Origin of the sequence: Streptomyces spiroverticillatus, assembly GCA_014650415.1 — a bacterium.
GTDB classification, from domain to species: Bacteria; Actinomycetota; Actinomycetes; order Streptomycetales; family Streptomycetaceae; genus Streptomyces; species Streptomyces spiroverticillatus.
On record BMUX01000004.1, the window covers coordinates 652,146 to 671,250 of the forward strand.

At 67.9% G+C, this 19,105-nt stretch carries 23 protein-coding genes; 11 read left to right on the forward strand and 12 right to left on the reverse strand.

The features are described 5' to 3' along the window. Positions 1 to 107: 107 nt before the first annotated feature. The 4 genes from IE269_RS14215 to miaA all read right to left on the reverse strand — a co-directional run bounded on the left by IE269_RS14215 (position 108) and on the right by miaA (position 4,968). A complete protein-coding gene (locus IE269_RS14215) occupies positions 108 to 2,300 on the reverse strand; it encodes a RelA/SpoT family protein (RefSeq protein WP_189823240.1) in 2,193 nt (730 codons plus the stop codon). Between the two features lie 162 nt (positions 2,301 to 2,462). Beyond that, positions 2,463 to 3,368 carry a diaminopimelate epimerase gene (dapF, locus tag IE269_RS14220; protein ID WP_189823241.1) on the reverse strand — a complete coding sequence of 302 codons (906 nt, stop codon included), beginning with the start codon at positions 3,366 to 3,368 and terminating at the stop codon, positions 2,463 to 2,465. Positions 3,369 to 3,418: 50 nt separating this feature from the next. Next, a complete protein-coding gene (locus tag IE269_RS14225; protein ID WP_229897677.1) occupies positions 3,419 to 3,922 on the reverse strand; it encodes a hypothetical protein in 504 nt (167 codons plus the stop codon). Positions 3,923 to 4,029: 107 nt separating this feature from the next. Then, entirely contained in the window at positions 4,030 to 4,968 is a 939-nt protein-coding gene (gene miaA, locus IE269_RS14230; protein WP_189823243.1) for a tRNA (adenosine(37)-N6)-dimethylallyltransferase MiaA, read from the reverse strand. A gap of 182 nt (positions 4,969 to 5,150) precedes the next feature. On the opposite strand from miaA, the gene IE269_RS14235 reads away from it, so the two are divergent. Together IE269_RS14235 and IE269_RS14240 are read left to right on the forward strand one after the other, a co-directional pair. Then, positions 5,151 to 5,483, forward strand: coding sequence for a hypothetical protein (locus IE269_RS14235; protein ID WP_189823244.1), 333 nt, complete (start codon positions 5,151 to 5,153; stop codon positions 5,481 to 5,483). Between the two features lie 73 nt (positions 5,484 to 5,556). Next, positions 5,557 to 5,805 carry an antitoxin gene (locus IE269_RS14240; RefSeq protein ID WP_189823245.1) on the forward strand — a complete coding sequence of 83 codons (249 nt, stop codon included), beginning with the start codon at positions 5,557 to 5,559 and terminating at the stop codon, positions 5,803 to 5,805. A 160-nt stretch (positions 5,806 to 5,965) separates the two neighbouring features. Here IE269_RS14240 and IE269_RS14245 read toward each other — a convergent pair whose 3' ends face one another. From IE269_RS14245 to IE269_RS14260, 4 genes are all read right to left on the reverse strand, one after another. Further along, on the reverse strand, positions 5,966 to 6,682 hold the full coding sequence (locus IE269_RS14245) for a class III extradiol dioxygenase subunit B-like domain-containing protein (RefSeq protein WP_189823246.1): 717 nt from the start codon (positions 6,680 to 6,682) through the stop codon (positions 5,966 to 5,968). Positions 6,683 to 6,748: 66 nt separating this feature from the next. Then, positions 6,749 to 7,078 carry a hypothetical protein gene (locus tag IE269_RS14250; protein ID WP_189823247.1) on the reverse strand — a complete coding sequence of 110 codons (330 nt, stop codon included), beginning with the start codon at positions 7,076 to 7,078 and terminating at the stop codon, positions 6,749 to 6,751. After that, positions 7,078 to 8,586 carry a tRNA (N6-isopentenyl adenosine(37)-C2)-methylthiotransferase MiaB gene (miaB, locus tag IE269_RS14255; protein ID WP_189823248.1) on the reverse strand — a complete coding sequence of 503 codons (1,509 nt, stop codon included), beginning with the start codon at positions 8,584 to 8,586 and terminating at the stop codon, positions 7,078 to 7,080. Before miaB ends, IE269_RS14250 begins: the two co-directional genes overlap by 1 nt. Positions 8,587 to 8,608: 22 nt before the next feature. Next, entirely contained in the window at positions 8,609 to 10,294 is a 1,686-nt protein-coding gene (locus tag IE269_RS14260; RefSeq protein ID WP_189823249.1) for a recombinase family protein, read from the reverse strand. A 347-nt stretch (positions 10,295 to 10,641) separates the two neighbouring features. On the opposite strand from IE269_RS14260, the gene IE269_RS14265 reads away from it, so the two are divergent. The 8 genes from IE269_RS14265 to IE269_RS14295 all read left to right on the forward strand — a co-directional run bounded on the left by IE269_RS14265 (position 10,642) and on the right by IE269_RS14295 (position 15,409). Further along, a complete protein-coding gene (locus IE269_RS14265; RefSeq protein ID WP_189823250.1) occupies positions 10,642 to 10,902 on the forward strand; it encodes a hypothetical protein in 261 nt (86 codons plus the stop codon). A gap of 62 nt (positions 10,903 to 10,964) precedes the next feature. Further along, entirely contained in the window at positions 10,965 to 11,522 is a 558-nt protein-coding gene (locus tag IE269_RS14270) for a helix-turn-helix domain-containing protein (RefSeq protein ID WP_189823251.1), read from the forward strand. A 461-nt stretch (positions 11,523 to 11,983) separates the two neighbouring features. Further along, entirely contained in the window at positions 11,984 to 12,322 is a 339-nt protein-coding gene (locus IE269_RS14275; protein ID WP_189823252.1) for a helix-turn-helix domain-containing protein, read from the forward strand. Then, the gene (locus IE269_RS14280; protein ID WP_189823253.1) at positions 12,315 to 12,725 is read left to right on the forward strand and encodes a hypothetical protein; all 411 of its coding nucleotides are present in this window, start codon (positions 12,315 to 12,317) and stop codon (positions 12,723 to 12,725) included. Before IE269_RS14275 ends, IE269_RS14280 begins: the two co-directional genes overlap by 8 nt. 37 nt (positions 12,726 to 12,762) lie before the next feature. Further along, positions 12,763 to 13,695, forward strand: a complete 933-nt coding sequence (locus tag IE269_RS14285; protein ID WP_189823254.1) for a major capsid protein — start codon at positions 12,763 to 12,765, stop codon at positions 13,693 to 13,695. Positions 13,696 to 13,843: 148 nt separating this feature from the next. Continuing rightward, a complete protein-coding gene (locus tag IE269_RS14290; RefSeq protein ID WP_189823255.1) occupies positions 13,844 to 14,080 on the forward strand; it encodes a hypothetical protein in 237 nt (78 codons plus the stop codon). 913 nt (positions 14,081 to 14,993) lie between these two features. Continuing rightward, positions 14,994 to 15,221, forward strand: coding sequence for an FDXHR family putative zinc-binding protein (locus IE269_RS43770; protein ID WP_438817549.1), 228 nt, complete (start codon positions 14,994 to 14,996; stop codon positions 15,219 to 15,221). Then, positions 15,218 to 15,409 carry a hypothetical protein gene (locus tag IE269_RS14295; protein WP_189823256.1) on the forward strand — a complete coding sequence of 64 codons (192 nt, stop codon included), beginning with the start codon at positions 15,218 to 15,220 and terminating at the stop codon, positions 15,407 to 15,409. Before IE269_RS43770 ends, IE269_RS14295 begins: the two co-directional genes overlap by 4 nt. Positions 15,410 to 15,851: 442 nt before the next feature. Here the strand turns inward: IE269_RS14295 and IE269_RS14300 are convergent, their stop codons facing one another. From IE269_RS14300 to IE269_RS14315, 4 genes are all read right to left on the reverse strand, one after another. Then, positions 15,852 to 16,049 (reverse strand): hypothetical protein, encoded by a 198-nt coding sequence (locus tag IE269_RS14300; protein ID WP_189823257.1) that lies wholly within the window; start codon positions 16,047 to 16,049, stop codon positions 15,852 to 15,854. Between the two features lie 66 nt (positions 16,050 to 16,115). Continuing rightward, the gene (locus IE269_RS14305) at positions 16,116 to 16,958 is read right to left on the reverse strand and encodes a helix-turn-helix domain-containing protein (protein ID WP_189823258.1); all 843 of its coding nucleotides are present in this window, start codon (positions 16,956 to 16,958) and stop codon (positions 16,116 to 16,118) included. Continuing rightward, entirely contained in the window at positions 16,948 to 17,472 is a 525-nt protein-coding gene (locus IE269_RS14310; RefSeq protein WP_189823259.1) for a DUF6879 family protein, read from the reverse strand. The genes IE269_RS14305 and IE269_RS14310 overlap by 11 nt, the downstream gene beginning before the upstream one ends. After that, the gene (locus IE269_RS14315; RefSeq protein WP_189823260.1) at positions 17,456 to 17,674 is read right to left on the reverse strand and encodes a hypothetical protein; all 219 of its coding nucleotides are present in this window, start codon (positions 17,672 to 17,674) and stop codon (positions 17,456 to 17,458) included. The genes IE269_RS14310 and IE269_RS14315 overlap by 17 nt, the downstream gene beginning before the upstream one ends. Before the next feature lie 411 nt (positions 17,675 to 18,085). On the opposite strand from IE269_RS14315, the gene IE269_RS14320 reads away from it, so the two are divergent. Beyond that, a complete protein-coding gene (locus tag IE269_RS14320) occupies positions 18,086 to 19,084 on the forward strand; it encodes a TAXI family TRAP transporter solute-binding subunit (protein WP_189823261.1) in 999 nt (332 codons plus the stop codon). The last annotated feature ends 21 nt before the right edge of the window (positions 19,085 to 19,105 follow it).

A 19,105-nucleotide genomic window follows, 5' to 3' on the forward strand; every position in this document is an offset into this window, starting at 1 on the left:
GGGACGGCACGCGCCGCACCACTCGAACGGGGTCGGACCGGCCGCGGGGCTGACCCGGGCGGTCGCCCCGCGCGGTGTCAGGCCGTCGCCGGGTGCCGGACCCGGCCTCAGGCCGTCGCCGGGTGCTGGGCGCGGCTGACGTCGTACACGCCCGCGACCTCCCGCATGGCGCGCATCAGCGCCGGAAGCACGGCGGCGTCGGTGAGTTGGAGGGTGTACGTGTGCCGCACCCGCTGCTCCGAGGGCGGCTCCACGGTGGCGGAGACGACCTCGGCACCGGCCGTGGCGATCGCCTCGGTGAGATCGGCCAGCAGGTGCGGGCGACCGAAGGACTCGGCGACGAGGGTGACGCGGAGGTCCGCGGTGCCCTGCTGCCAGCGCACCCCGACCGGCTCCCGCCCCAGCGCCCGCATCCGGGCCACGGCGGCGCAGCCCTCGCGGTGCACGGTGACGACACCGCCGCGCACGACGAAGCCGAGCACCTGGTCGGGCGGTACGGGCGTACAGCATCCGGCGAGCCGCACGCTGGCGTCCGGCAGATCCGCCACCGCGTTCTCCACGACGGGCCGTGAAGCGCCCTCGGGGGCCGCTGGAGCGCCCGGCAGCGCGGGGGCGGATCCGGTGGCCCTGGCGGTCTCCGCGTCCGGCTCCGGGGCCTTCGGCGGCCCCGCGTCGTGCGCGCTGTCCGGGTCGGCGAGCCAGCCCGCAATGGCGATGCGGGCGGCGGGCGTACGGGCGTGCTCCAGCCAGTCGGGCGAGGGGCCCGACGCGGCGTCGTGCGCGAGCAGCAGCTGCACGCTGTCGCCGTCGCGCAGCACCGTGCTGAGGGTGGCCAGCCGGCCGTTGACGCGGGCGCCGATGCAGGCGTGCGCGGCCTCCCCGTACTGCGCGTACGCGGCGTCCACGCAGCTCGCCCCCGCGGGCAGTCCGAGCGTGCCGCCGTCGGAGCGGAACACGGTGATCTCGCGGTCCTGTGCGAGGTCGGCGCGCAGGGACGTCCAGAAGGCGTCGGGGTCGGGGGTGGACTCCTGCCACTCCAGGAGCCTGGAGAGCCAGCCGGGCCTGGTGGGGTCGGCGCGCTCCCCGTCGGCGGCGGTGTCGCTGCCGTCGGGCTGTGCGTACGGATTGCCGAGTGCGACGACGCCCGCTTCGGCGACCTTGTGCATCTGGTGCGTACGGATGAGGATTTCGGCGACCGCACCGTCGGCGCCGGCGACGGCGGTGTGCAGCGACTGGTACAGGTTGAACTTGGGCGAGGCGATGAAGTCCTTGAACTCGGAGATCACCGGGGTGAAACAGGTGTGCAGTTCGCCCAGCACCGCATAGCAGTCGGCGTCCTCGCCGACCAGGACCAGCAGCCGACCGAAGTCCGTGCCGCGCAGTTCGCCGCGCTTTCGCGACACCCTGTGCACGGAGACCGAGTGCCGGGGCCGGACGACGACTTCGGCGCTGATGCCCGCCTCTTTGAGCACGCCCCGTACGTTCTCCGCGATGGGGGCGAGCGGGTCGCCCCCGGCGGCGTTGCCGTCGATCAGCGCACGGGTGCGGGCGTAGTTGTCAGGTTCGAGGATCGCGAAGACGAGGTCTTCGAGTTCGGTCTTGAGCGCCTGGACGCCGAGCCGCTCGGCGAGCGGGATGAGGACGTCGTGGGTGACCTTGGCGATGCGTGCCTGTTTCTCGGGGCGCATCACGCCGAGGGTGCGCATGTTGTGCAGCCGGTCGGCGAGCTTGATCGACATCACGCGTACGTCGTTGCCGGTGGCCACCAGCATCTTGCGGAAGGTCTCGGGCTCGGCGGCGGCCCCGTAGTCGACCTTCTCCAGTTTGGTGACGCCGTCGACGAGGAAGCAGACCTCGTTGCCGAACTGCTCGCGCACCTGGTCGAGCGTCACCTCGGTGTCCTCGACGGTGTCGTGGAGGAGGGAGGCGGTCAGTGTGGTGGTCTCGGCGCCCAGTTCGGCCAGGATCAGCGTGACGGCCAGCGGGTGTGTGATGTACGGCTCGCCGCTCTTGCGCATCTGGCCGCGGTGCGAGGACTCGGCGAGCACGTAGGCCCGGCTGAGGATGGACAGGTCGGCGTCCGGATGGTGGGCGCGATGCGCCTCGGCCACATGGGCGATCGCGTCCGGGGTCCGGCCGCGCGCGGCGGGACCGAGCAGCGCGGCCCGGCCCAGCCGCCGCAGGTCGATCCTGGGACGGCCGCGCCTGCGACCCTGCGCGGCCCTCGGGAGTGCCGCCGGCTGGGTCAGCGGGCGGAACTCGGGGGACACACCGTTGGGGTTGGTGGCCTCTGCACTCATGGGCACCTCCGGCAGCCTCGACCGGCGGTGGGCGGGTGGGGGCTCCCCCTGCCTTCGTCGGGAGTGTCCCGTCCGGGCCGGTGCTTGATGCTATCGAGCCCACCATGCGGTCCTGACCGGGTCCCGCCCGGCGTGAACCGGATCACCCATTCGAGCGAACGTTCAGGCGTGGCCGTTTTGCGCCGCTTCCAGCCAGGACGGGTCGATCTGCCCCTCGGCGACGATGACCGCGGGGCCGGTCATCTCGACGGTGCCGTCCGGCCGCTCGGTGATCACCAGACGTCCGCCGAGCACGTCCACGGTGTACGTCACGGGAGTTCCGGTGGCGGCCGGGTCGGCCCCGTCGCGGCGGGCGGCGGCCACCGCGACGGCGCACGCGCCGGTGCCGCAGGAGCGGGTCTCCGCGGCACCGCGCTCGTGCACGCGCATCGCGACGTGACGCGGGCCCCGGTCGACGACGAACTCGACGTTCACGCCCTCGGGGTAGACGCTCGCGGGGCTGAACGGCGGAGCGGCGTACAGGTTCCCGGCATGTGCAAGGTCCTCGACGAAGGCGACCGCGTGCGGGTTGCCCATGTTGACGTTCGTGGCGGGCCACTCGCGGCCGTCCACAGCGACGGTGACGGCGCCCTCGGGCAGGGCCGCGCGGCCCATGGAGACGGTGACGTCGCCGTTCTTGTCGAGGTGGACGTGCTTGACGCCTCCCCGGGTGGCCACGGCGAGGTCACCGCCGTCGGTCAGCCCGACGTGCTGGAGGTAGCGGGCGAAGACGCGCACGCCGTTGCCGCACATCTCGGCGACGGAGCCGTCCGCGTTGCGGTAGTCCATGAACCACTCGGCCTCGTCGGCCATCGCCCGCGCCTCGGGGTGCGCGGCGGAGCGCACGACGTGCAGCAGTCCGTCGCCGCCGATGCCGGCCCGGCGGTCGCACAGCCTGGCGACGACGGTCGGCGGCAGATCCAGGGCGTTCTCGAAGTCCGGAACGATCACGAAGTCGTTCTCGGTTCCGTGGCCCTTGAGGAAGGCGATGGGTGCGGGGGCGGCGGGTGCGGTGGTCACGCGGTCCATCGTACGGGGCGGGTCCGACAGCCGATCTTCGGCCGCCCACGGCCACGGGGTCAGCGCAGCCGCGCCACGCGCCAGATCGCCAGGGCGACGAGCGCGACGCACACCGCCGCGTACAGGAACGCCACCCGCCAGTTGGCCCGGCCGCCCGCACCCTTGGCGGGCAGTCCCGGCCAGGTGTAGCCGACGCGGCGGGCGGCCATCATGCCCCAGCCCGCCGCACAGCAGCTGATCAGCAGTCCGAGCATGGCGACGACCGCGCCGCCGTCGCCGATCTCGAAGGCGAGCGGGAAGGCGAACATCAGCGAGCCGACGGCCGCGAGGCCGACGATGGGGGCGAGCTGCCAGATCCGCAGGCGCCGCTGCGGGCGCAGCTCGACCTCGACCTCCGCCTCGGGGGCGGGCAGTCCGGGGACCTCCGGGATCTCCGGCACGTCGGAGTGGTCTCCCGGCAGCCGGGACTGGTCCTCGGGTCCGTCGGGACTCAGTTCTTCGGGCCCGTCAGGACTCAACCGCTCCGGTTCTTCCTGTGCTCTGTCGCGAGGGCCGGCCTCCATCGCCACGCGCCCTCCCCACTCGGACTCCAACGGTCGATCGAAGCTCGATGATGGCACGCGCACGGGCGCCCCAATGACGGGCGGAGCGTCCCGATGCCATCACGTGATCAGGCTGTGACCGCTCGTTCGAGCAACGCCAGCGCCTGGTGCGGGAGTTCCGTGCGGTGCTCGGCCGCGCCGCTCAGCCAGTGGACCCTGGGATCCCGGCGGAACCAGGAGTCCTGGCGGCGTGCGAACCGCTTGGTGGCGCGCACGGTCTCGGCCCGTGCCTCGTCCTCGGTGCACTCCCCCGCGAGGGCGGCCAGCACCTGCTGGTACCCCAGGGCGCGCGAGGCGGTGATGCCCTCGCGCAGCCCTTGTGCCTCCAGGGTGCGCACCTCTTCGACGAGTCCCGCCTCCCACATGCGGTCCACGCGCGTGGTGATGCGTTCGTCGAGTTCGGGGCGGGCCACGTCGACGCCGATCTGCACGGTGTCGTACACCGACTGGTGGCCGGGGAGATTGGCGGTGAAGGGGCGTCCGGTGATCTCGATCACTTCGAGGGCGCGGACGATGCGGCGGCCGTTGCTGGCCAGGATCGCGCGGGCCGCGTCGGGGTCGGCGGCGGCGAGCCGGAGGTGGAGGGCGCCGGGCCCCTCTGCGGCCAGTTCCGCCTCCAGGCGGGCGCGCACCTCGGGGTCGGTGCCGGGGAACTCCATGACGTCGATGGCGCCCTTGACGTACAGACCGGAACCGCCGACGAGCACGGGGGTGCGGCCCTCGGCGAGGAGGCGGTCGATCTCCTTGCGGGCGAGGCGCTGGTACTCGGCGACGTTCGCCGTGGTGGTGACGTCCCAGATGTCGAGGAGGTGGTGCGGGATGCCGCCGCGTTCCTCGGGCGTCAGCTTCGCGGTGCCGATGTCCATCCCCCGGTAGAGCTGCATGGAGTCGGCGTTGACGACCTCGCCGCCGAAATGCCGGGCGAGGGCGACGCCCAGATCGGACTTTCCGGCCGCGGTGGGACCGACGACGGCGATGACCCGCGGTGCGGGAGCTGCTGTTCTCACCGCCCCAGTCTCGCAAACCCAAAGGACTGTCCCCGAACGAGCGACGTGACGGCACACGTCCGGGTTCGTTGCCTGTTGCGAGGTTCCGCACGCCGGTTTACGCACCGGTTTCTCCGGGCGGCGCAATGGGACGCACCGGAAAGCGCGGTATTTCGCCCACACGAGTACGTTATGGAGTAGTTATGGGCGTTTTTGCAATGTTCCGCCGCAAGTCCAAGGATGCCGCAGAGGCGTCAACCGAGGAGGGGCAGACCGCCACTCCGTCGGCCGACGCCCCCGCGGCCGCTGCGACCGCGGAGAAGGCCGACGAGGCGACGCCCGGAGCCCAGGCCGCCGAGGCTGCCGAGGCTTCGGACGAGCCTTCGGCGGAGGTCTCCGCAGAGGCCGCGAAGGACGCTCCGGAGGCCGCCGACGCGGAGGCCGGGGCGGACGACGCGGAGGGGATGGAGGTCCCCAAGCAGCAGTCCGCGGACGAGGCAGCGGACAATGAGGTCGGCGAAAGCGCCCGCAAATAGCCCGGAATCGGCTCCGGCATCACGGACCGGCCCCGGGCCCGAACCGAAGAATCCCCACGAGGGAAGGTGACCCATGGGCTTCCTGGACAATTTGAAGGCCAAGCTGGCTCCGGCCAAGGAGAAGGCCGCGGACCTCGCGCAGCAGCACGGGGGGAAGATCGAGCAGGGCCTCGACAAGGCGGCTCAGGCGGTCGACTCCAAGACCAAGGGCAAGTACAGCAGCCAGATCCAGTCGGGCACGGGCAAGGCGAAGGACGCCCTGGACCGCCTCTCGACCAAGGACGACGGCGGCACTCCGCCGCCTCCGCCGCCGGCTTCCTGACCCGCCGGCGCGCTCACGGGAACGGCCGCGGAACCATTTCGGTTCCGCGGCCGTTCCCGTGGTACGAAGCGCACCTTGGCAACTCCACAAGGCAGCAGACAGGGCGGTCCGGGCAGCCCGACCGGGACCGGGCCGCGGTCAGGACGAGGCCGCGGTCCGGTCAGGACCAGGCCGCCACGAAGTAGCCCACGCCGTACGGCGCCTCCTCGTACAGCAGCTGCCCGCCCAGGCCCGTCCCCTCCGCGGCGCCCGCGAGCACCTGCCAGGGGGCGCGTCCGGACACCTTCAGGAGGTACGCCAGGTCCTCGTCCAGCGCGAGCAGGGCGGCGGTGTCGGCGTCGCCCAGCGCCCGGGCGGCCCCGGCGTCGAAGCCCTCGGCGCGCTCGTCCAGGTAGCCGGGGGCCTTCAGGGTGCGGCAGGCGCTGCCGTCGCCCATCACCAGGAGTGCGACCCGGTCCGCCCGCCGGGCCAGCTCCCGGCCCGCTTCGGCGCAACGGGCCGCTTCCAGGGGTTCACCGACGCCCAGGCCCTCGACGGGGGCGCCCCGCCATCCCGTACGGCCCAGGAGCCAGGCGCCCACCGCGAGCGAGTCCGGCAGGGGCCTGGCGGCGACTCCCTCGGGGGTGTCCGCGCCGAGGCGGACCTCCAGGTCCACCCCGAAGCCGGAGAAGCTCCCCCGAGCGCCCTGGGGGTGCGGTCCGCGCCGGTCCTGCCCGGCGGGTCCGATCACGACGAGCAGGTCGGGCCGGGAGGCGGCGAGCACTCCCAGCGCGTCCGCGCAGGCGTCCCGGGCGGCGTCCAGTTCCGGCGCGGCACCGGAGGCGACCTCGGGGACGAGCAGCGGCGGACAGGGGCATACGGCGGCGGCTACGAGCATGTGCGGCAGCCTAACGCGAGGCCGGGCGTCTCCCTCGGGCTCCTGCGGGCTCTCGCGGGCCGGACGCTAGAGCGGCCCGGAGTCCCACTCCAGCTCGTGCACCGCGAAGCGGTACGGATAGGACTGGCCAAAACCGCCCTCGCCGACCAGCAGCCACCCGTCGGACGTCCGGTAGCGCCGGACCCGCTTGGCGCGCATGGGCATCCGGGGCCGGTACTCCAGCACGAGGCCCCGCAGGTGGTTCAGCGCGTCCTCGTACGTGCCGTCGAAGGTGCCGAGCAGTTCCAGCGGCACGGGCTCGCTGTGCCCGTTGACGACCGGCTTCTCCACCATCAGCGCCCAGCGGGCCACCCGCCCTCCCGGGCCGGTGGCCGGCATCGCATCCCCCGTGATCATCAGGCGATGCTGCATCCTCCGGTGGCTGCGGGCAAGGGCTCGGGCACGCCGATCTTCGGCAGCCCGAGCATGACGCCGGGGCCCTGCTGGGGCTCGGCGTTGCGCTTCTCCCAGGCGTCACCGGCCCGGGTGCGGCGCACGGCCGTGGCCTCGCCCTCGGCGAGCAGGTGGTGCGGGGCGGCGTAGGTGATCTCGACGGTCACCACGTCGCCGGGGCGCACGTCCTGGTCGGGCTTGGTGAAGTGCACGAGGCGGTTGTCCGGAGCGCGCCCGGACAGGCGCAGGGTCGCGCCGTCCTTGCGGCCCTCGCCCTCGGCGACCATGACGTCCAGGGTGCGGCCGACCTGCTTCTTGTTCTCCTCCCAGGAGATCTCCTCCTGGAGGGCGACCAGACGCATGTAGCGCTCCTGGACGACCTCCTTGGGGATCTGGTTCTCCATGGTGGCCGCGGGCGTGCCGGGGCGGATGGAGTACTGGAAGGTGAAGGCGTTGGTGAAGCGGGCCTCGCGGACCGTGTGCATCGTCTGCTCGAAGTCCTCCTCGGTCTCGCCGGGGAAGCCCACGATGATGTCGGTGGAGATGGCGGCGTCCGGCATCGCGGCGCGCACCCGCTCGATGATCCCGAGGAAGCGCTCCTGGCGGTACGAGCGGCGCATCGCCTTGAGGATCGTGTCCGATCCCGACTGGAGCGGCATGTGCAGCTGCGGCATCACGTTGGGCGTCTCGGCCATGGCGGCGATCACGTCGTCGGTGAAGTCGCGCGGGTGCGGCGAGGTGAAGCGCACGCGCTCCAGGCCCTCGATCCTGCCGCAGGCGCGCAGCAGCTTGCTGAAGGCCTCGCGGTCGCCGATGTCGGAGCCGTACGCGTTGACGTTCTGCCCGAGCAGGGTGATCTCGGAGACGCCCTCCGCGACCAGGGCCTCGATCTCGGCGAGGATGTCGCCGGTCCTGCGGTCCTTCTCCTTGCCGCGCAGGGCGGGCACGATGCAGAAGGTGCAGGTGTTGTTGCAGCCCACCGAGATGGAGACCCAGGCGGCGTAGGCGCTCTCGCGGCGCGTGGGCAGCGTCGAGGGGAACGCCTCCAGCGACTCGGCGATCTCGACCTGCGCCTCTTCCTGGATGCGTGCGCGCTCCAGCAGCACCGGCAGCTTGCCGATGTTGTGCGTGCCGAAGACGACGTCGACCCAGGGGGCCCGCTTGGTGATGGTGTCGCGGTCCTTCTGCGCCAGGCAGCCGCCGACGGCGATCTGCATGCCGGGCCGCTTGGTCTTCATCGGCGCGAGCCGTCCGAGATTGCCGTACAGCTTGTTGTCGGCGTTCTCCCGGACCGCGCACGTGTTGAAGACGACGACGTCGGCGTCACCGTCGGCCCCTTCGGGCGCACGGACGTATCCCGCGCCCTCCAGGAGGCCCGACAGGCGCTCGGAGTCGTGGACGTTCATCTGGCACCCGTAAGTGCGCACCTCGTACGTTTTCAAAACTGCATCCTCAACCGCGCCGCTGCTCACTCGTCCAGAGTACGGGCAGAGATCAGGCAGCCAGCGCCTGAGCCGCTTGGACGGCACGGGCCCGGTACTCCTCACCCACGATGACGTGGAACTCGGACGCCCCGCCACGCGGAGCAACGGCGTACAGCTTCGTCCCTGACTCGACAAGCCACTGTCGACGCCCCGACCAGTCCAGCCGCGCCCAGAGTTCCCGACACGTCTCCCCGGTGCCCTCAACGGCCCACGACGCCTCGCGCTGCGGCAGCGCTGCCAGCCGCTTGCGACGCTCCCTGAGCTTGCCCATGCGGGAGAGGTAGACCGCCTCGTCCTCGTCGTCCCAGTCGGCCGCCGCGTCCTTCTCGTCCGTGAGCCGCTGGATAGCGTCCCGGCACTGTGCGAGTTCCTCTGTGTGGTCCTCACCAGGGATGAGCGTCCGCCGGGTGACCTCAAGGTCCCCGACTTCCGAAAGCAGCGTCTCTTCGAGAATCGTTTCAAGGTCATCGGCGGTCATGGCCGTACCGGTGCACGTCTTCTTCACGAGGTTCTCGCAGCGGTGGTAGCGGTAGTCCTTCCGGCCGCTGGCAATGGTCCGGCTGGCACGCCACTGGTACAGCTTGCCCGGCTTGGCCGGGCCGTGGACACGGTCCCTCGGGCAGTCGCACCGCTTCTTGCCGGTGGCGGTGCACCCCTCAAGATGACGCCGTACCGGGTCAACGAGACCGCAGTCCGGAGACAGGCAGAACCCCACGTCGAGAAGCGGCCCCGCCCCGGTGGTGCGGGTGCGCGGCTTGATAGCAAGCCGTTCTTGGATCTCCGCCCACTCCGACTCGGTGACCAACGCCGGACCGACCTTGACCGGCATCCCGTCGTCACCACAGACAAGTTCCCCATCGTGACTCATGAAGCCCCGGATGGTGTGGGACGTCAGGAAGTTCCGGATCGTCTCGGGGCACCATGCCGCCCGTTCATCACGGGCAGGCTTGCCACGCTGCGCCCGCTTGTAGTCGGACGGCGCGAGAACGTCCGCCCGCTCGAAGTTCAGGCACAGACTGTTCATGGAGTCGCCAGCCCGGATGCGGCGAACGATGTGCTGGCCGTTCTCGAACGCCGACGCCTCCGCACCTTCGAGTGCGTCCGTGTCGAAGTCGACCTGTAGCCCCTCCCCCGGCGGACAGTCACAGGCGTGCCAGGAACAGCCATCGACGTGATCCCGAGCCGGGACGGTCTTGTATCCGTAGACAGGGTCACCGCCGGACCAGCGGCCGTATCGACGCATGGCCAAGCGGGCATCCAGTACGCGCGCCTTGATGGTCTCCAACTCGAACTGAGCGACTGCCGCGAGGATGTTGGCGACGAGCTTCCCGATGTTGGATGACAGGTCGATCTTGTCGTCAATGCACACCAGGGTCACGGCCGACTCTTCGGCCCAGGCGCAGAGGTTCGCGAAGTCCTTCACGGACCGTGCAAGCCGGTCCAGCTTCCAGCAGACCAACATGTCGAACTCGTCCGACTTGGCCAGCCACGGCCCCAGCTCCGGCCGGTCCCACGGGCTGATCTTGGCCGATACGCCGACGTCGACGGCCCACCCAACGATCTCGCAGTCGTAGAGACGTGCGTATCCCTCGATCTTCTCCTTCTGCCGCTCGGGCGACGTGCTCTCATCTGTCTCTTTGGACAGGCGAATTACGCCAACTATCCTTTGCCGCTTACCACTTGCCGGATTGGTCACTACTTGCCTTGCTCGTGCTTCGTTTTGGAATGCGCGGAGGCGCAACCACAAGGCTAGCAAGAAGGGACTTTATTCCTTTTGGATCAGGACCTTGTCCTCCGCCGGCTGGGACCAATTCCCCTGCGGGAAGCGGCGCTTCGCCCCACCCGTTCGGGGGGCCGATTTCGTAGCCTTGGAAGTGGAGGACTGATTCGGTCCGCCGGAGAACGCCGACTCATCCAACTAGGGCGATTGCAAGATCGCACAGGATGAGCCGGTACAGATCGACCTTGGGTCGGTATCTCGACAGGTGACCCCTGCCGCAGATGCCGACCTTTTTATGTGCCCGACCGAGAGACGTTCCACCAATGACCACTCCCCCGCATCACCTAATCCAGTTCCACGGCGAGCCGATCCATTCGGACCCCGGATTCGTCCAGGCATGGACGTACGGCGACCTGACAGCCGTCTCCGTCGCCGCAGCACTCGGGGAGGACAACCCCCTCGTACACCCCTGGAAGCGCGCGTGGACCGCCGGAGCGGTCGTGACTGATGTCATCGACTACGACGCCGAGACCTTCGTTGGCGGCTCCCGCCGGAACGTCGTCTACCGCACCCCCATCACCTGACCAACTCAGCAGAGACAGAGGAGAAGTTGAACATGCAGTGCCCTTGCGGTGCGGACCACCCGATGATCCCGAAGGACCGAATCCGAGTCGCTGGCGAGCAGCGGACCAATGTGCTCGTGTGCCCCAAGATCAGTGGACTGAGCGGTGTCGGCGCAGCGGGCATCCGACTGGTCGTCGACGCGGTGACCGACGCGCCCCCGGCAGACCCTGTGACCCACTGCTGCGGCGTCCCTGAGCATGTCCGGGAGCACGCCCCCGGCTGCCTCGTCGACGGACAGCCCGTCACCCCTCCAACGCACCCCCGGACCCCGAAGGACGAGAACGAACACCTGTGGGCACTGCTCAACTGGGACAAGCCGAAGAACTGGATCGGACCCTTCTCGGTGGTCGTGGCCGTCTCGAAGATGGCCCACTCCCGGAATGGTGAGGCTCAGGTCTCCCGGAGCACGCTGGCCGCGAAGGTCGGCGGCTCTGAGCGATCCGTGAGTACGTGGCTCGATGCTGCCGAGAAGGCGGGGTGGCTTGTCTGCGTCAGCTCGAAGAAGCCCGGCAAGGGCGGTAAAACGGAGATGGGTCGCTACCGGCCGACTATCCCCACCGCCCATGAAAGGGCTGCATAGCGGCTATGCAGCGGCTGCACACAGAAACTACAAAAAACTACATACCTATAGAGGTGTGCAGTGGCTGCATAGGCCACTGGGAGATAAAAGAGCCGCCCCTACTGGGGCGGCCTTTCCCCTACCCCTATCCCATCCGATGCAAGAACGAACCTAACCGCCTGACCACCCGCCATCGAGTGTTGCAAGTCACCCTTCGAAGGCGACGCTTTTAAGGATTCGTCAACCCCCCCTACAGGAGTGAGGGAGGTCACGACCTCAACGTGCCTCGAATCTCGGAATGTGGCTCCCCCTATAGAAGTGAGGGGAGTCACCGATCGGATTGTGCGGTTTTCTCGCACATCACCCCCCTTACATAGATGAGGGAAACATCAGAAACCCTCGTAAGACTTCAGGCCCCCGGTGGGGCCTTTTTTGTTGGCCCACCACATTGCGTATTCGCAATCCACACAGGAAGGACAGTCATGTACTGCCCCACGCGCTCAAAGGCGCGCCGAGAACGGCTCGGACTCACCCGCAGGCAGCTTGCCGACCGCATCGGCGTCCACGAGGTCACCGTGTGGCGTTGGGAGTCTGGAGAGGTCGGCCCGAGCGCCGACAACTTCGTTCGCCTCGCTCATGCGCTCCGCATCCCGTTCGCCTCGCTCCTGGCACAGGTCGACGACGACGCGATGGCGACCGGCGCACTGATCGCCGCTGAGATCGGTCGTGCCCGTTCCTGCGCGGCTGAGCCGACGATCCGCACGCACGCCGACGCTGAGGCCCGGCTGATCGCGGACAAGGTGCGTGGTCGCCGTGGCTGAGTCCAGCATCCCGACCCCGGCGGAAGTGTTCACCCCGGAACTGGTCGCCACGAACAAGCTCAGGGCCGCTCTGGAGCCCTCCGAGCCGCCCGCCACTCCCGAGCCTCCGGCGGGGCCTGCCGACGTCGTACAGGCCACTCCTGACCCTCTCGCGGAGGCTCAGGCACGGATTGCCGAACTGGAGCGTGCGGCGCTGCTGCGGGATCACGGCATCCCTGCCGAGTACGGCGATCTTGCGTCCACGCCCGAGCAGGCTTCGAAGCTCGCTGCGCTGATCTCCAACCAGCGCCCGGAACTCCACAAGACCCCTGTCGAGAACCTCCAGAGCGGCGCATCCGCGACCGGTGAACCCCTCGGCGGTTGGAACACCGATGCGGCATCCATCGCCGCATTCATGCGCTGATCTACAGCGCCAACTCATCTAAGAAAGCAGATCACTTATGTCCATCTCCCCCGGCAAGATTGCCGTCTCCGACGTCATCGCTTCCGCTGCCCTTGAGGCCCTGAATCAGAAGATCGTCATCGGCAACCTTGTGAGCCGTGACGCCGAGACCGATTACGTTCCGGGCGTCGGCTCGACCGTCAACGTCCGCATCCCGACCAAGCTCACCGCCCACGACGTAGCGCGCGGTGGCGACATGCCCTCTGACTCGCTGGACGAGAAGGTCATACCGGTGACACTGGACGTTCATGCCGTCTCGCAGGTTCACAGCAACGCCCATGACGTAACCCTGGACATCAAGAACTACGCCAAGCAGGTCGTCGGCCCCCAGGTCGACGCCGTGGCCGGTCGCATCGAGAAGCGCATTGCGGCTGAGCTGGACAAGGTCGTCAAGGCCGATGGCACGACAGCCAAGGATGCTCAGGGACAGCTCATCGCGAAGCCGGTGGAGCACAAGCCCGCCGACGCGTTCTCGAAGGCTCTCATCGCCGCTGGTGAGGTTCTGGACGGCAACGACGTCCCTCTTGAGAAGCGCATTCTCGTGGTCAACCCGAAGTTCCGCGCGGCGATCCTGTCTGACCCGCTGCTGGTGGCGGACCACAACGCCGGAACCCCTGAGCTGATCACGGACGGCGCGAGCCGACTGGCGACGAACTACATGGGCAAGCGGTACGGCTTCGACGTCTACCTGTCCACGGCGATCACGGGTGCCGTGGCGTTCACGGCCGGTGCGTTCACCCTGGCGAACGTCGCCCCTCGCTCGAACGTGGGTGGCGCTCAGGGCCGACAGGTCAAGGATGGTTACGCGCTGCGGCACGCGACGGGCTTCGACCCGAAGAAGGCTGCGGACTTCTCCCACCTGGACGCGTTCTGTGGTGCTGCGGTCATGGACGCGAAGCGCTGCATCGGCATCACCGTCAAGGCTGCCTGAACTCCCAACTCCCGCCCCGCGTAAGGGGAGCCCTCCAGGCCGGCTGCGGCCCCCTGGGAGCAACTCCCCTTGCTCGAAAACCTAGTTGCCCCGGATGCCCACGTCGGCGTCCGGGGCTTCTGTTTCCCCAACTCTCATGGAAGTACAGATGATTTCCCGCATTGATCAGGCTGCCGATCAGGTGGCCGAACTGGAGTCGGCGAAGGGCCGCGCCGAACGCGCGCTCTCGGCTGTCCTGGCATCCGTTACCGGCTCGTTCGTCTCCACCCGCGAGGACCCCGAAGTCTGCATGTTCCGGCTCGCCCTGGACGGCATCGAACGTGATCTCGACAAGGCTCGCGCGAACCTCGCGGCCCTCCGGTTGGCGGCCCACCGTGCCTCGTGAGATCGGCCCGTGCCTCCGTCCCGACTGCAACGGTGTAGCCGTGACCGGTGAGGACAACCGGCACCCTGGCGCGCCAGTCACGCTGTACTGCTCCCTGCGCTGCCGGAAGCGTATGCAGGCCCGCCGGGCACGGCTGAGGCTCCGTGTACGACGAGACCTCAACGGGGGCTCCCGTGCCTGAGCACTCGGACGGGCCCCACGTCCCGGAGGGTCCTGTCACGGGCCCGGGAATCGTAGGGCAGTGCGTGAGGAGCGGTTGCACCTTCCCCCGCCGCACCAGAGGCAACAGCAACGGATGTCCGAAGCCCACATGTTCCACGGCCTGTGATCTGTGGCGGGATGCAGACCGGGGATATCAGGAAGGGGGGTTCTACAACGGGCCCCTTGCCAGGACCGAGGTAGCAAGCAGGCTCAAGACCATTGACGTGTTGTTGAGCGTGCGTGAATCACGTGATGAACTATTGTCGAACTCCTCGTTCGACTTCCTGCACGAATGTCGACACATCCTCAAGCGTGAATCATCTTGAGTTAATTTGAATTATTTCGACTTCGAATTAATCTGAAATGAATTCATCGTCACATTGATTATCATCACGCCTTCCCCGCGATCTAGATCGAACTTGACTTCCGGTCTGATCTCTGATTATTCCGCCGACCGAGCGGGAGTGGAGGCGACAGGCCACGGATGATCAAGCAGATGTCACGGCCGAAGGGTGGGGATACCCCCTTGGCCCTCTTTCTCCAGCCTGCTGCGGGTTAGCCATCCCTTTTCTGTACGGGTTACCAGGATTCTCCCCCTGGGCCCGTGAACCCTTGTCCCGACTGGCCAAGGTCCCATTTCAAGCTCTGGGCGCGATCACGTGTGTACCCACGCACGCGAGGAGCGCCCTTTTTCATGCCCGAAGGAATACCGATGAAGATCACCCATCCGAAGTGTGGGAAATCCTGGTCCGGCCAGAAGCCAGAGCACTGTTCAGCATGCTGTGAGACATTCGGCGGTACCGGCGCAGCGGACATTCACCGCGCTGGAACGTACGGGGTGGACAGGAAGTGTCTGGACCCTGCGAACGTCGCTCTACGGCTTGATGCGCGAGGTATTTGGGTGCGTTCCGGGTCACTCTCGAAGGCGGTTGTTCGATGACCAAGTACAACCCATGTCGAGTTCCGCTCGAAACCGATCTCGTCGACCTTCGAGAATTCCTCGCCGAGATCGAATGCGTTACCGGTAACCGACGCACGACCCTGGAGTCCGACAACCGGTTCCGGTGGCGCGTCTCTGGTGCGGTGAAGCAGCTCCGCGAAGCGGCTGAGTTTGCCGCGAAGGTCTGACCTACGAGTGGCACTAGTAGGTTGTCGCCCCTCTGAAGTCCAGCCCCACCATAGCCCGTGCCCGCTCGCCGGCTGCGGACTACTACGAAGCCGGGTCGTGGATGGCATGAGAGAACCCCACCAGCGGGAGCGGTGCGCCGACGCACCATTGCCGGGGTTGCTGGTGGGGTCCTTCTCGGGGTGCCGATCACACCCCGCCCGGTAGCGCTCTATCGGCGTAGGGAACTACCGGGAGTCTCTAAATCTTGAATACGGTCCGTGCAGGGAGAATCCATTCAAGGCCGGTCTTTTCGTCTCGCACGAACGCTGTAGGCCGAACCGTCCGCTTCCACGGAAGATCCGATGGATCTGCCCAATCCTGCATAACCTCTTTGAGGACGCCTACTCGCCCCCGGTCGTCTTCGACTCGCTTCCCGATGTCCTGCTTCGTGACCGACATGGGCTAGCACTCGTCCGCGTCTCGGTGGTTGCGGATTTCGCGGGCAATGACCATCTTTTCTTCGAGGGTCTCAGCCTCTCCGAGTTGCTTCGAGAGTGCCTGGCACACACCACTGCATTTGGGATTCGGGTTGCACTCCAGTAGATACCAGTCAATCGGCAGCTCTACCGGCTTTTCCTGCACGCCGTTGTGCGCTCTCATGCTCTGTCCCCTCACCACCGCTGCGTGTGGGAACAGTGTCGTCCTGATGACGACGTGATCCAATGTTTATTGGTGTTGTCGGGTAAAGATCATGGACCACTCATTCAGAAGGTCTCGGCACTCGTCCCCGAACACCGCGAACCCCTCGTACGACTCGAAGTCATTCCGGTACGCGGATACGTCCCGATGGTCCCTCAGCATCAATGCGCCGGTACCGGTCTCCACCGTGGCTAGTCTCCGGTCGTAGACCGTGAACGTGTTCAGCGGTCGTTCCGGGATGTAGCCAGCCAACGGAATGACCCCAAGACGCACGTTTGGGATTCGGGAGACTGAAGCCAGCCGGTCAAGCTGCATGGCCATTTGCAATGGGGGCAGTAACGGCCATCGAACGGCTTGCTCCGTCAGTAGGAACGTGAACGACTTGGACGCTTCATAGAGAACGCTCTGACGTTCCAGCTTCTTCGCCACAGTCTTCGACTGGTCGCCGGGAACGTCGGCAATGCTGGCACGGACGTAATCGGGGGTGGCCAGTAGCCCCGTGATCATCGAGAGCAGGAAGAAGCGAAACTCTGTGGTCGCTGCTTCGAGCCTGGCTAGCTCATTCTGTTTCTTGTCCAGCCCCCGACGACGTGAGTTCCAATGATCCTGCCACTCGGTGTTTGCCGACCGCGCAAGGGCGAGTATCTCGGCTCTGAGCGTCCCGGACGCTTCCAGGGCGGTAAGGATGATCTCAACGTCAATGATGGTCGGGGTGAGCTTCCCACCCTCGATGTTGCTGATCTTCGTTTGGGACATGTTGCAACGCTGAGCGAGCCGGGTCTGAGTCCACCCGGCCCGCTTGCGCTCATTCTTCAAGACTGCCGCTAGGTCCGTCCGTGATTGGCCTAGCTGCTCAGGTTCAAGCGTCAAGACCCTTCACGTACTCCTCAAAGGGCACCGACTCGACTACTGCGATGCGCTGGTATTCGATGAACGGTGCCGGGTCTCCCTCGAATACTTCCCGGTTGATCTGCCTACCGTCGGAGTGGTAGTTCATCAACACCACTTCGGAACGGTCAAAGCACCAATAGTCCTGTACCCCTTCAAGAGGGTTAGCCCTGTCGGTGACGTCGAGAATTCGGATCTGTTCACCGGCCAGCGAATGAGCCTGGTAGTAGTGGTGGAACTCGAACCGGAGATAGTCGGACAGTGGCCGGGTGACGATGTGGACGCGCCCTTGAACACGTCCCTCCGCCGCCTGTCGGCGTAGCCGGTCGGTGTACTCGTTCGAGACCCCGCGGGGGTCGATTCGGGCCCCGGCCTTGAACGCCGCGAACTCCTCCGCCTCCTGCGGCATGAGGTACTGCGGCAGGGTCTCCAATCGCCAGGCTTCCCGCCTGAAGCCCTCGAAGCGGGCGGCCCACTCCTCACCAGCCAAGAGCACGGAAAGCCTCCCTGAGCGTCTCTTCCGGGATCTCTACGAGCCCTTCCCCGTGCGGGGCCGCGAATGCCTGCGACACGTCGCCCTGCACTACGAACGAGCCGGAGGCCGTCCGGTAGACGTTCGGGCAGTCGTCCTTGCCGCACGGTCCGCCGCCGTTGCCGTTTCCGTTGCCTGTCAGTCGGGTCAGTTCCTCACGAGCCATGGCTACGAACCCCCTCGCACAGCCCCCTGCGGGCCGGTCGCCATGACGGTACGAGCGGGGCGGGCGGGACGTCCATGCGCGGACGCCAATATTCGCGTTGTCGGGTAAAGCCAAGCTGCCTGCGGGCCTGTCCCGCTCCCGGTGCCCGATCCCCCACCGTGCGCCTTCCCGTCGCCCTGCGGGGCGTACAGCGCCGTTCCTGCCCATGTCAGCACGAAGCCCCCGCCAGCGTTGGCCGACGGGGGCGATCACGTGTTTGTGAGAGTGGTGAGGTCTAGGTGCGCACCTCGTATGTCTTCTCGCTCATCTCGCCCACCAGGGTACGGGGCCCGCCGGGTGCGGGGTGTCGCGCGGGGGCCGGGGGCGGTTGCCTCTGGCCGGGTGGGGCGGTGAGCTGGCAGGATCGCGCGCATGCTCCCCTCGTTCTCCCGCATCGGTCGCCGTCGTGCCCTTCAGGGGGCGGTGGCGCTGCTCGCCGTGTGCGGACTGCTGCTGTGGTGGCTGCTGCCGTCGCGCACACCGTCGCCCGAGGGGCGGATCACCTTCAGTACGGGGGTGCCCACGGGGGTGTACCAGCGGTACGGGGTGCTCCTGGAGGCGGCGCTGCGGCAGCACATGCCGAATGTCGGGGTGACGCTGCGCACCAGTGAGGGTTCGCAGCAGAACCTGCAGCGGGTGGCACAGGGGGAGGCCGATTTCACGGTGGCGACCGCCGACGCCGTGGCGAAGTACCAGCGCGACCACGGCGAGGGGGCGCGCCGGCTGCGCGGGTGTGCCCGGCTGTACGACGACTACGTGCAGCTCGTGGTGCCGACGGGCTCCACGGTCCGCACCGTCGCCGACCTGCGGAACAAGCGGGTGGCCGTCGGGCAGAAGGGCTCCGGGGTGCGGCTGGTGTCCAACCGGCTGCTCGCCGCCGCCGGTCTCGACCCCGAGCGGGACGTGCAGCCGGTGTCGATAGGGATCGACACGATGCCGGGCCGGCTGGAGAAGGGCGACATCGACGCCTTCTTCTGGTCGGGCGGCCTGCCCACCAGCGCGGTGCGCGATCTGTCGGAGCGGATGTCGGTACGTCTGGTGGCGCTGGGCCCGGAGCTGGTGGACGCCCTGCAGCGGCCCGGGGACATCACCCGCTACTACCGCTCCGCGGTGATGCCCGCCGACGCGTATGCGCACGTCAGCAACAAGGCGGCGGTGCCGACGGTGGCGGTGGCGAATCTGCTGGTGACGACGGACCGTACGGATCCCGACCTGACCGAGCGGTTCACGCAGACGGTGATCGCCAGCCGGGACCGGATCGGGCGCGAGGTGCACGCGGCGCAGCTGGTGGACCTGCGGACGGCGATCTACACCGATCCGCTGCCCCTGCACGACGGGGCGGCCCGCTACTACCGGTCCTCGAAGCCGTAGCGCTCAGGGCTGGGGGCCGGG